Here is a 14,585-nt window from a genome sequence, read left to right on the forward strand (position 1 = left end):
TGTTTTGGTTAGAAAAATCTAGGTGAAATCGAAACTTTTTTCGGGAAATTCAAATCAAAAAGTAACATTACTTCATGCGAAGAAGCAGCAGCAATTTTCAAATCTGACACAATATGATCATAGGCATATCCGATTCTTAAACTAGGCGTAATAGCATAATTGACCATAGCTCCGAATGAATCGTCCAATCTAAAAGTTGCTCCGGCTTCAAACTTTTCAAAAAACAAAAAGTTGGCCGATAAATCCAATGACACTGGAGAGCTAAAAGCCGATTTCATCATAAATGAAGGCTTAAATTTAGTTTGATCAGAAAGGTTAAAAACATAACCTCCCGTTAAAAAATAATGTTGTGTTTCACTACCAAAATGGTACTCCTGTCCGTTTTGCGTCAATTCTAAATGTTTACTTTGCAACATATTAGGCACAGAAAAAGCCAAATAATACGAATTGGAATAATAAAACAATCCTGAACCTATATTCAAAAATGTAGAATTAGAGTTTTCGCTGAAGGCTGCATCTCCCGAATCAATAACGTGTCCGTTTCCTATTTCAGAAAACAACCCCACATTGTGTAATGTAGCTCCGGCTTTGATTCCCATTGCTAATCTATGATCACCTCCTAAGTTCAATGTATAAGAGAAATCGGCATAGATATTATTCTCTTCAACCGGACCAATTTTATCCGATATCACCGAAAGTCCCAATCCAACATTTTTTCCTACGGGACCATGAACTGAAAGAGTTGCCGTTTTTGGCGCACCTTCAATATTCACCCATTGCTGTCTGTATAAAAGTCCAACAGACAAATTCTCTTTTGAACCCGCATAAGCAGGATTCATGACGTTCATATTATACATATATTGTGTATAATGTGGATCCTGCTGTGCCTGCATATCAAAGCACAACATCATCATCAGTATTGAGGCTAAATATATTCTTTTCATTGTATGCTCTTGCTTTATATTATTAATAACAGTCTGTTTGAATGACTAAAACAAACAGACTGTTTTTCACTTTTATCTGTTGATATATACCCAACCTGTTGCAGTAGTACCATCCGCCTTAATAATGGTATAGAAATAAGTTCCATCAGGCAGCTTGTCTCCTTTATTGGATACCCCTTTCCACTGATTGGTATAATTTCCACTAAATGCGTACACTTCGGTACCATAACGGTTATAAATAGTTACATTTCTGATATCCAATCCCGTCAAATCAAAGCTTTCATTTGCTCCGTCATTGTTTGGTGAGAAACCTCGTGGAATTTCCACACAAGACGCATCAACAGTTAAAGAAACTGAAGTTGCCCCAGCATTTGAACATCCATTTTGTGCGATTTCATAAGTAACTGTATATACCCCTCCCGCACTATTTGACAAAGTAATTTCCCCAGTAGCAGCATCAATATTCAATCCGTTAGGTTGCGCACTGAAAGTACCACCAGATGTAAAATTCGGAACGGTTGTAATTACCGGATTAGGGTCATTTTTACAGAATATAGTGTTATCATAAGCAAAGCCAACAACAGGAGTAACCGTTTCGTTAACAACTACCTCAATAGCCGCTCTTGGACCAATGCAACCATTAGCATCTACAGCACTTACATAATACATTGTAGTACCGAGAACAGCAACATTTGGTGTAGGTGCTGTTGTAGAACCATTCCCGCCAACAGCCTGTGTATACCAAAGTAATGTATGATTTGCTGGTGCTACTGCAGTCAAAGCCGAAGCCGTTTCGTTTGTACAATACGTAACTTGAGAAGCAACCGTTGGTAAAGCAGTTACTCCTTGATAGGTAATTGTAACTGTATTATCACAGTAACGCGTTTTCCAGTGGTATACATAAACTCCAGGAATCGTAAATCCAGAAATTGTCGTTTGTTTAGCATTTGGCGAATCGATAGTTGTTGTAGCAGGGTTTAATGGATCTTCAGACCATGTTCCTATACCTTCCGCTTCGACAATTGTAGCGGTTTCAGCACAACCTAAAGTAAGCGATGCATTTTTTACTTTGGTATTCGCCTTGAAATTAGCTGCATCCAAAATATGGCCAATAGCATTACCCACAACACGGAAAATAAAACGAGTAGTAGTTTGACCCGTCGGAACGGTATAACTTCCTTGAATTAACTCCCAGATTAAACTATCTGCATGATCTTGCGCAATTACTGTAAACGGCCCGGAAGGAGGTCCGGCAAACAATTGGACTGTCGTCCCGGTACCGTTTGCTTGTCTTGTAGCACTGGCAAAACTGTAATCCATTACAGTGATTTCAGAAGTATCAAAATCTTTGTATAATCCTTTAATATTAGGATCATTTGGATCCCATTCGTCTGCACCATCTTGAACCAATTGCAGATACTGTCCTCCCGAATATGCCGTTGCATCACCTAGAGTTCCTTCCTGTAAAAACATAGCTTTCCAGTCTGTATTCACTCTCCAACCCGGTATAACTTTGGCATCAATAATTGTAGACACACCCGTAACATATTGCATTTGAAGTTTTTCAAAATCATAATTGAAAGCATTCATGGTACACATATCCGTTGGCGTACTCACACAAATGTCAAATAGCTTAACATTCGATTCATTTGAATCTAGTTTTACTCTGATTTTATAGGTCTTACCAACAGTTAATTCAGAAGAGTAAACCGTTACTAAGGAATTATTTTCACTACATGCTCTTTCGGTTAACGAACCATCGGTTTGGACTTCGTAAAGTGATAGTATAATTTTGGGCCAAGTTCCCTGAAAGCTGCTTGTATAATAGCTTCCTGGGCTGAAATTGCTCAATTCAACGGTATGTACTTTAGAATTGGCAACAAATTCATACCAAATATCACCACCGTTTATACCTCCGCAAGAAGTTGGCACAGCAGAAGGTGTCGCTCCAATAAAAGAAGCTTTTGTTCCTTGAGATTCGCAAGAACCATTCGTATTCACTTGAAGTCGAATTGCCGTTGAAGGCTCATCATTTCTAATAAACACCTTAGGACCTGACCAATAACTTTTATCAGTAGTTCCACAAACAGCTCTAACAAAATATTCATTGGTTCCAGCCAAAGGATAGAAAAAATCAGCAGCTTGAGGTGTGTAAGAAGGAGTATTTACAACTACAACTCCCGATTGTGGTATTGTACCATGTTCAAAAGGTTGAATTGCTACTTCCCATTGAGTTTCTGAACCTCCTGGAGTCCATGAAAGTACACCATTTGCATTCACTATAAGGTTCGTCGGTTGAGGACAAGTTACAGGTCCACAACTTGCAACACCAGTATAAATATTTGTGTTAACAGTGCCTAAACCCAGTGGACTCGTCCAAATCACCGTATCGGAATAATCTTTGATTACTGCCTGAGCTTGTGAATATTGAACACCACTACCTAATCCTTCCCAGTACAAACTAAACTCAACACCAGTACACAAGAAAACTTGATGATCCAGCACCGTAGGTTGGTTTGGAGCTACAATAGGGAAAGTAAGTCTTTGAACAACTATTCCATTTTGAACTACATTCAAACTACGACTAACTTGTCCAGTATTTCCATTACTAAGTGAAATGGTATATTGGCATAAATTTGAAGTGTCACATTTGGTAAGAATATCAATAGGTCCAACCCATGAACTTTGATCAGTTCCGGTACAAATTGCTCTTACATAAACTTGATATCTTGTTGAAGGAGTAAGACCTGTGATTGTATAAGGATGAGCCGTTGCTGTATGCAAATATTGAGGAAGAGTATTTCCTACCGGAGCAGGAGTTCCAAAAGGCTGCACTGACAATTCCCATGAAGTTTCAGCACCTGCTACTCCCCAATTCATAATGGCAGTGGTATCAGTTATAGTTCCACTAGTTAAGTTAATAACAGAAGGACAAACCGGTATATCTTCTACGACTACATTGTCAATAAATGTATATTGACCTCTATAATTCCAAGGATTTTCTGGATAATATGGCGTATGAAATCCAATATTGATATCTGTTGGAGATGTAATATCGGTAAGATTAATAACCATTTCACGAGTTTCCACATTATTGATTACTTCATGAATGAATTCAACATGTAAATTCCCAGTTTGAGTTATTGTTGCGCTCGACGATAAGGTTATAACTAGTCCATTTTTTGCAGTAACCGTTGTTCCATAAGGAATTGGAAAACCAGGAATATATACCCTATCTCCTACTCTTACTCTTTGACTTGCAGAAACAGTTATAGTATTACTTCCTGCTGTGGTTCCATTTGCATCTGTTGTAGTCGAATAATTATTTTCATATAAAATAGTTGCAAACTGATTGGTTACCGAACCATTTGTAGAAAGCATCACTTTTAAATCCTCTTGAAAATCACTATTATATACTTTATAAGAGAATCGTAGTCTTTGTCCAGCACGCGCTTTTAACGTTGGTGTTATCAACCAATCATTATTAGCGCCATTCATACCCGTAAATAAAGCTGCCATTTGATCTCCAGCAATAGGCTGAACTGTCTGATCAAGATTCCAACTGTTACCGTCTGCGTTTGCATTTACGACTTTCCAACAAGTTTCTGTTGATGAATTGGTATCAAAAGTTTCGAAAAAAGGTGTCGCCAACGGATTACAATCTGTTCTGAAAGTCAATGGTCCAATCCATTCGCTTTGTTCAGTTGTATTACAAATTGCTCTAATATAATATTCATAAGCAGTATCAGGTGTTAAACCTGTTGCATTGTAAGTCGGTGTAGTATTAACTATTACTCCGGAAGCAGTTGGAATTCCACTACCTATTGCTTGAACAACTATCTCCCATCTTGGTTCTGTATAACCTGCAGTCCATCCCAAATTTGCAGAGGTAGCAGTAACATTGTTAACGGTTAGATGAGACGGATTTGGACACGCGGGTGCATTTTCTACCACGAAATCATCTACAACAATAATCCCTGTATCACTTGGATTTGGCATATTAGAAGGAAGTCTGAAAGCAAAATAAGTCACTCCAGTTCCTGTAAACAAAACAGAGTCTTCCATAAAACTCGGATTAGAGAAGTCATGCATTGCAATCAGCGTCGTATAATTACTGAAATCAGGTGTAGAAGACATTACTACTTCAAAGTTCCCTCTTGGAGAAGGAAAAAATGGAGACGTAGTTACTCTATATTTAAAACGCAATCTTTTTGGACCAACGGCATTAACCGGCGCACTAATTAACCAATCGTTGTAAGCAACAAACGGGTTAAAAAAGGAGATTGGTTGAGGGCGTATTGATGCTTCGGTACCGCTGATTGACCATTGTGCTGGATCATTATCCACGTTATTTGTAGACCAACAGAATTTTTTGGTATTTACATCAGTATCGTTAAAACTCTCTACATATGGTGTTGGTTGGGCAATACACAACGTATTGAAATTAACTGGACCAACCCAAGTACTTTGCAAAGTTGACGAGCAATAAGTTCTCACGTAAAACTCGTATCGTGTTGATGGATCTAATCCAGTGATTGTATAGGGGTTTGTACTGGCAATATTTACCACAGCGCCGACAGCAGGAGGCGTAGTTGGAGTCCCTGTTCCTAAAGGTTGTGCCACCACTTCCCATTGACTATTATTGAAACCATTAGTCCATGAAACTTGGGCTGAGTTTGTTGTAATTGAATTGAAATTCACAGCAGGATAACTAGGCTCAGAACAAGCTGGAAGATCTTCAATACAAACATCATCGATATAAATCCACGTTCCAGTTTGGGTTGCGCCAGCCGGTATTATCCAAGCAATGTTTACATCTCCTGTGATATTTGGTATTGGCACCACCATTTCGACAAAATTATAAGCCGTAGTATAAGACGCCAATGGAACAACTGTTGTAGTAAAGTTTTGAGTACCGATTCCTGTCGATGAAATTTTCACTTCAAAAGAACCCGGCCCTCCAGTAGGATTATCTGCAATAAGGCCCCAATTTCCGTAAATATTATATTTGAATCGTAATCGTTTTTGAGTCACTCCGTCCAAATGAAATTGTGGAGAGATCAACATATCGCTGGTATTTGTACCTGCATTTGATGTACGTAACTTTGCCACTGGTTCATTGAATCCATTATTACCGAAATGGAAAAAATCACTATCATTATTCAAGTTCAATTGTGACCAACAATCGTTCTTTCCTGAATCTTCAAAACCATTACAATAGGGCAAGGTTTGCATATTACAAGGTGTTTTGAAAGCCAAAGGTGCTGACCATGGTCCTGGTGTACTTCCACAAACAGAACGTACATACAAATAATAGTTCGTAGCTGCACTAAGTACCGGACTTGGGTTATTACTGTTTGAACTTGTTGGATTAATAACATCAGCTCCAGTTGGAGTTACTGCTGCTGTTTTTACAACATATTCCCAGTTACCCACTAAATTCTGAGGATTATCCCAATTAAAAGTCGCTCCTGTTTGCGTTAAATTATTATAGGCCAATCCAGAAGGGATAGGACATGAAGGTTGCGATAGCGTTAGCGTGAAACAGATACTTGCACCAGGACTGGTATGTTGATAAGGTGACGAAATCACAAAATAATATGTCTGACCAGCCGTCATGTACATATTTTGAATTTGTGCTGATGTTGCAGTTGAAGGTTGACCAGTTGTAAGAGATGCCAAACAATTAGCAGTAGTTCCAATGGCACAGCTATCGAAAATAAAAACACTTGAAAGTGTGTTAAAACATCCAGCTGACGAATTGGTATTTACTGTCATATTCACATTAACCAATCCCGAAGTCGCTGGAGTATACGATAAAAAGGCATGATCACCACTTAACCAGTTTTGAGTTGATCCAGATGGTTGACAACTCAAATTTTGAGAGTTTAAAGCTGTATAGTTTTGAAAATCATTAAAAACATTCAGATTCGTGCTTAATACATATGGCGTTGTCGAAATATTAGGTGGTATTACAACAGGTGTTGCACACGACAGTCCCAATCGAGTAGTCGTTATTTTAAATGGTCCTGCCCAACCACTGGTAGTAGTGGCATCACAAACCGTCTTAATATATACATCATAGGTCGTACCATTGTCCAAAGGCGCACCGTTAGTGGTTAAATTAGTGACATTGAAAGTTGTTCCAGTTACAGCAGTACCTGATGCAGTAGGTGCAAAATTTTCAGGCCCAACCTGGATTTCGAAATTATTTGCAACTGCATGTGCCCAGTTTAGAGTACCGCTGTTCGCTGACATATTAGAAGAAATACTGGTCACTTTTCCGCAACTTTCAATTACTCTGACATTATCTACAAACCAAATGTCACCACTAGTTCCTGAAATGTTAGCGGCATCTTGATTCGTAACAGCAACAAATGCCAGATAAACCGGTATCCCTTGTGGAATACCCGTAAGAGGAACTATTTTTTCGACATATGTTGTAGCTGGTGAATTTAATTGTGCTTCTGTCCATGAAGCCACCACAACGTTGAAACTATTGATATCTGGTTGTGTCGCAGTCGAAATTCTTAATTGATAAACCGCTCCTCTATTCACAAAACTTCCTTGTTTCGTCCAAAATCGAATTTCAGAATCATTGGGAGTTGTAAATTGAGGAGAAATCAGAAAATATTCCGCAGTTGTTCCAACAGTATTGTTCAAAGCCGGATTTACTTTTGCTCCAGGTGTACCCAGATAACCTTCGGCTGGTGTAGATGCTACCCAGTTACTCGAAACTGTTTGGTTACTGTTAATTGCCCAAGTGGCAGGAATTCCTCCTCCAAAATCTTCCATTGTTAATCCTCCAGATGCGGGGGCAGCAGATTGTGTGCTTCTCTGAGCTGACATCTCATTCGATACCAACGCAAATGTCAAAATCATCAGCATGGCTACTCCATAATTTTTCCTACACTGAAGAAAAATCCGGAAAAGAAAAAGCCAATTTGAAAGGTGTACTTCTTTTCGCATTTTTTTAATTTTTTGGGGGTTAAAAAATAAAAACTGTTATAAAAATGGGAGTAAGACAATCTTTAAGACTGTCTCACATCCCATGAAATTATTTTTTGATTACTTTAAACAGTTGAACATTTCTTTCTGAATATACTTTGATCAGATAAGTAGATGAAGCGAACTCGTTAAAATCGACTTGTACTGTATCTCTAGTAACATGCAATACTTTCAATTGCTGACCTAATAAATTATAAAACTCAACTTTGGTAATAGGCTCTTTAGCAGAAATGGTCAGAAGATCTGTAACCGGATTAGGATAATACAATAGACCCTTGATTGTAAAATGATCTGTATCCAAACACGGTCCTTGAGCAAGTACTGCCATTCTTGGTCCCTCGCAACCATTCACTGTTTGCGATACATAATAAGTCGTATTGGTTACTGCGTTTGTTGAAGTTGGTAAAACATTACCTAAAGTTGCTGCATCGTACCATGTAAAAGTAGCACCAGTCTCTCCGTTAACTGAGAAATCAGCAATTGTACCTGTCAAACATGAGTCTTGTGTTCCTGAACCAGAAGGAGCTTGAACATTAACTACTGTAGCAGTTACGGATATCCTTGCAGATTCACAGATTTCATCAAAGTTCAAGTTATGAAAGCAGTTTGTTGTATTCGCTGTTGTAACAATAGCATCATTTATTCCTGACACATTACCCGTTAATCTAAGTGGGCCACTAGTTGGATAAGATATTACAGCTGTACTGTTCCCCAATGTATTGGTTGTAGTCGCTAATCCATAAGTCGCTAGTAAACGATAATCTTTACCCACTGGAATAGTATAATTAAGCGTAACTACTTGTGAAGTCGTACCTACAGTTCCAGTCACTAAATTTGGAGTAAAAGTTACTGGAGTAGTTCCAGAAACTACATTTCCAGCAGCATCAAACAATGTAATAGTGATTGGTGTTAATGCAGCAGTATTTTTAGGATAGACAGTAACAGTTTTTAATTTTAAAGTATTAGTTACATCGAATGCGATACCTTTGAATAAAGCCGTTGAAGCTGCTATACCTGTGTATGCATTTGTATTTACCGAACCAGCCGATTCAGAACCTGAAGAAACATAATAAGTAGTCGTTGAAGAAATGTTCGGACTATAGGTTGTACCTGTAGCAACAATTGAACCTCCATCCTGTGCATCATACCAATTTAAAATTGTACTTCCTGATGCTGTTAAGTTCGCAACTCCACTACTACATATTGAAGCACCATTCACAACAGCTGTTGATGTTGAAACTGTAACCGTTACTGGAGTTGAAGTCCCTGTATTTGAAGAACAAGTCACGTTACATCTGTACATTGTATTGACAGTTGGCATAACGGTATAAGTTGCGGCTATTGCTCCAGAAATACTATTCCACAATCCTCCACCATTTACTGAACTTTGCCATTGATAAGTGACGTTTGCACCTGTTGTAGCTGTTGCTAAGCTCAATACGGTTGATTGACCTGAACAAACCGAAGATGAAGAAGCAATCGTAGCACCCGGAGCTGGTGTTCCTGAACAAGCAACACCTTCTGCAAAGGCATAATTCCCTAAAAACCCAGCTGTTTGGGGAGTAGCTAAATACAGAGTTGGCATGTTTGGCGTTGCAAAATAAGCTTGCTCGAATGTTGTCGATGAAATTGGTGCTGAAAGCAAATCATAAACTCCATTATCAGAAGCTGAGTGCACAATATTATTTAAAGAAGTAACGGCAGTTGATCCAATTCTTACATTATAACTAGTAAAATTACCAGCAACTCCTACTCTTGAGACTTTCCATCTGTCAGAACTTAAATTCGAACCATTTGCTGGATTGATTGACCCCGTATTGGTATCAAAAGCCTCGGCCATTAATTCAACACCACCTGTAGAAGCAACTAATACCGGAAGATATTTTCCATTTTTACCTACAGGAAATAATCGGTAATTTGTAATTGTACTGTCGAATCGGTTAGCATGAACACAAGGGCCATCGATATGAGTCGTATTACTACCACCGTTTGCAGCACTAAATGTACCTCCGTTAAAAGTAGATCCCATAACATCCTGGATTCCACAATAAATAGGATAAGCAGCTGAAGTATGTAAAATTCCATTGGTTAAGGTAACAGATCCCCAAACTTTGAAATTAGGCACTTGCAAAGTAATCCCCGAAGGATTCGTATTATTGATTGTTAATGATGATAAAGCATATCCATTCGTTGGACCGTTTGTTAATGACCACTGATTGGTAGACCATACTCCTGAACCTGAAATAGTCTGCGCTAATGTAGTTGGTACTGCACTTCCATTAATGAAATTACCAAGATATAGACCTGTTCCAGCAGAAGGAAAATTAATAGACCCGTTATTTATGATATCACCACCTAAGTATACTGTTGCGTTAGCAAATGTCTTTTTGAACACACTTCCAGGTGTAACCGTTAATGTATTCTGAACATTCATGTGATAGTTATTGTTAACGTTGTTACTACTAACATTCATGAATCTTGTGCTTCCGTTAGGGGCGTCTACCGTTAAGTTTCCTAAAGAAAATAATCCTCCCATTGCTTGGAATTGGCAATTAAATCCAGTAGAAACAAGCGCTGAATTTTCAGTTGAAACTCCATCACCTATTTGCAATGTATGATTCAAACCAGAAGCATAATGATTTGTCGAAGCGTAAACAAATGATCCACTTGATAGTGTATTAAATGGATAAAAATTCATAGCTAAAGGAGAAGGAGCACCAACTTGAATGGGTTCAGAAAGTGTGAGTTTTGTACCCGAAATTTCAGCTACAAAAGTCCCTGGTAAAATTCCTGCTCCACTCACTGGCATTCCTGGAATAATATTTGAATTAGAAGCCGATAAAATTGTAGAATAACTTCCTTCAGTCACCGCATTAAAAGTCAATGTTTGTTGAGCATCAATTGGAGATGTCGCTAAACCAGAAATTGGAGCAGATAAAGTAACTTTAGTTAATGTATTTTGATCAACATTACTATTGAATACCAAACCTGTAATTGTTGAACCCGGTTGAATTCCAACACCAGTTACTCCCTGTCCAATTGCAAGATTTGCATTAGCTGTATTCGCCGTAAGTACTATAGTAGAACCTCCATTCTTCATTGATGAAAACTGTAAAGGAGTGCCTGCTGGTATTGATGCTGATACTGGAGTTGATAAGGTTAAAGTAATTGGAGGAGGAAAACCTACAAATCCTACGCTAACGTTTGTAATCGTTGTACCTGGTGCAATATTGGCATGTCCAGAAACTACTTGCCCAACTTCAAAAAGGTTATAAGTGCCGGTTATATTAACTGTACTGGCAGTTACTCCTCCGTTTACTGTAAATGTTCCAGTGGTACCTGCCGTATTCAATGTATAGTCTCCGATAGAAGAACCCGAAATTGGTATTCCTGTATTTACTAAAGGGTCTACCACTGTAATTTTTCCTCCTGTTAGGTTTAGATTTGAAGTTTCAATTTTACATGAAGTGCCTCCAAATGCAACAGAAGTTGCCGCATCACCATTATTATTACTGTCGATTATAATGTCTCCACCAGTTTGGTTAAAGAAACTTCCTGTTTTATGTGCAACAAAACCATTTACTTTTAAATTCCCGGCAGTCATAGTATACGTACCGTAATTGTAAAATGCCGAATTATTATTTGTGCAACCAATCGTCATTGTTGTTGAACCTGCATTGTTGGTTAAAGTACCTCCTTTTGCAATAATTACACCCGCAACATTAGCTGTTGAAGTCACAGTTACATTGTGTCCATTAGCAATTGTTGCAACAGTAGTACATGAAGGAACTACACCACCAACCCAAGTTGAAGGAGTATTCCAGTCACCTGAAGTAGCTGATACAATTCCCGTAGATGTAGTTAAAAGCGAAGAATCATTCACTCCTACATAAATTGGAGCGGCTGTTAAACTTGTAAAAGGCAATCCTTTTCTGAAAGCAAAAGGTTGGGCCGTTCCGTCTTGATGAGTACCCGTTAAAGCGGCTGATGCATTCATTATTCTTGAAGAGCCATCAATGGCTTCAAAGGCTCCGTTTGCATACACCCCTACTCTGTTGGTAGGCGTTGTTGCGTTTGGCGCATATACTAGAACTGGTCCTGCAGGAACAGCATTGCTATCTGGAGTTGAAAAAGTCCAATTACCATTGTATCTTTTGTTAATGGTATAACCGCCATCGGCAATTGAAAGACTTCCGCTTACTGTTGAGGCATCTGTATAAGTTACTGCTACTTCACCTGAAGTTGCTGGTGTAGCATCCGGTAATAAATACAAAGATCTCTCTAAACCTGAATTACTGATAAAAGGAAACCAAAAAGGTTTCGCATTATTATCAGTTCCTGGATATTCTGTCCCGACTTGAACATCTTTTGTATTGGCCGCTGCTATCCATCTAGATATCATACCATTTGTAAATCCATTTCCAGGAGGTATAACGACATTACTCCCTAGTATTGACCCAAAATTCCCAAGAACCAAACGATTACCGGAAGTAACATTTATTCTCCCGTTGGTTAAAAATATCCCTCCGTTAATTCTAACACCGTTGACATTCCATATTACATTAGAAGCAGCTGTAGCAGTGTTATTCACTTCCAATTGATTTAAAACTCCAGCTCTGTTGCCAAAAGCATTCGTTCCTGGAGCTGATCCTCCCATAAAACCAGATGGATCAACAGTTATAGTTTGAATTAATGAACCATTAAGTGCTACTCTACCTTGAAAAGCTGTGGTAGAACCAAAACTACTATCAAATCGGGCACCGGCAGCAACATCCAAATTATGTCCTAATTTTAAATATTTACCATTAGTACCATCGTGGTTATTAAATCGCGCACCACCAGCAGCTAAGTTCAAATCATTACTAATCGTAAATTCATCCATTACTGTACTGATAGCGAACTGTGTTAATGTATTAATTCCAGCAAGAATTAAATCGGAGCATCCTGAATATCGTGAATCAATCATCACTACTTCATTGTCATTATCTAGAATTACAGTATCTGCTGGTGTTGGAACTTTTCCTCCATCCCATGTACTTGTTTGTGACCACAATCCAGATTGAGCACAAGTGATTTCTTCTGGTATTCTAGAAACAAGAGATATATTATCGATGGCAGCCGGAGGAAGTGTTCCTACGGAAGTATTGTTTGTCCACACGAAAATCAACCTGAAAGTTGTTCCTGCAAAAGATTTAGGAACAAAGGCTGTTGTTTTTGTTGTAGCTACTTGCGGATTAGAATTGAAAGAAATCAATGTTGCTCCTGGCCATGAAACTCCATAGGCAAATGGTGCAGTTACCTGCGAATTGGTTCCTACAACCGATTGTGTAATTGGTGCAGCCCAAACTTGCCAACCTCCTCCTGAAGCTGGAGCAGATTTCACATCAAAAGTCAGAGTAATTGCCTTTTCTGCAGTTGGAACCGTTACATCCCGGTAAAAATATAAAGTTCGATTGCTGGAATAACCTCCATAAGAATTGGTAATTCCATTATCATTTGTTATATAAGCTGCATTACCCGAAATTGCAGCCGAAGTAGCCGTAAAATTAAGTGTTTGAGCCACAGCAAGTGCGGTACCATTGATCGAAGCTTTGGACAAACCTAAAGTTGTACCATTAATACTGGCAACATAAGTATTAGCATCAATAAATCCCGGTATTGGAGCAATTGCCATACCGACAGATATTGTAGGATTGGCTGCAGCCAAAGTAACGGAATAAGTATTAGCTGCTATAGAAGCTGTTGTAAGTTGAATCGCGCCAACGCTGATACCTCCAGAAAATTTCCCAAAACCTAAAGTGATTCCCGAAGCGGTAGCAGTCGCATTTTGAGACAATGTTAATGTTGTTCCTGAAATACTTTGAACGAAAGTATTTACTGGGATATTTGTTCCATAAACAAGTTGCCCTTGCGAAATGTTGCCATTTGGAGCCGTAAGCGTAACAATCGTTGATGCAGTTGTTGTAGCACCAGTAGAAGATGTTCCTGAAGCCGCTGTCCCTATTGCCCATTTAATTGGACCTGATCCTTCATTAGCCACTGTCCATCCGTTTGCCCCGAATGTGCTACCTGAATTAAATCCGCCATCTGTATTCGGATTAATTAATGTAGTCTGTGCAAACAAACTATCAGTAAAACAAAAAAGCGAAGTAAATAGAAACATACAATGAAGTAGTTTATTTCGCTCTTTAGAAACAAAGTAATCGATCACTTTGTAGAGATGTAATTTTTTTTGCATAATCATACTTTTTCGGTTAGTAGTTGATTGCATAAAAATAATTCTACAAAGCATACATTAATGGGTTATGGCTTTGTCAATTACTGAATTTTAAAAGAAGAAAAAAGGCTCAAAACACCTATAAAACAAGGAATTAATAAAAAATTAGAAGAAAAATAAGAGTACCTACAAAACATGTGGTTTTATGGTATTTTGGCTACATTTTGGGCTGATTTAAGCCAACTTCAAATCGAAAAATCATCACTAAAAGTGTTAAAATAACTTTCATTTATAAAAAATAAAATCATCAATCAATTAAAACAAAAAGTTATAATTAATTACTTTTTAACTTAATTTAACAGAAATAAATTAAAAACTAAGGATTATAAATAATCGTGTTTTTCAATGAATAGTTC

At 38.2% G+C, this 14,585-nt stretch carries 3 protein-coding genes; all 3 read right to left on the reverse strand.

The window, feature by feature from the left end:
• Nucleotides 1–8: 8 nt before the first annotated feature.
• The 3 genes from ACS8MM_RS05835 to ACS8MM_RS05845 all read right to left on the reverse strand — a co-directional run bounded on the left by ACS8MM_RS05835 (nt 9) and on the right by ACS8MM_RS05845 (nt 14,190).
• Entirely contained in the window at nt 9–944 is a 936-nt protein-coding gene (locus ACS8MM_RS05835) for a PorP/SprF family type IX secretion system membrane protein (RefSeq protein ID WP_379714022.1), read from the reverse strand.
• 72 nt (nt 945–1,016) lie between these two features.
• Nucleotides 1,017–7,913 (reverse strand): choice-of-anchor J domain-containing protein, encoded by a 6,897-nt coding sequence (locus tag ACS8MM_RS05840; protein ID WP_379714024.1) that lies wholly within the window; start codon nt 7,911–7,913, stop codon nt 1,017–1,019.
• 88 nt (nt 7,914–8,001) lie between these two features.
• Entirely contained in the window at nt 8,002–14,190 is a 6,189-nt protein-coding gene (locus ACS8MM_RS05845; RefSeq protein ID WP_379714026.1) for a T9SS type A sorting domain-containing protein, read from the reverse strand.
• Nucleotides 14,191–14,585 lie beyond the last annotated feature (395 nt).

The organism is Flavobacterium sp. MAHUQ-57, from assembly GCF_051908335.1.
Lineage (GTDB): Bacteria > Bacteroidota > Bacteroidia > Flavobacteriales > Flavobacteriaceae > Flavobacterium.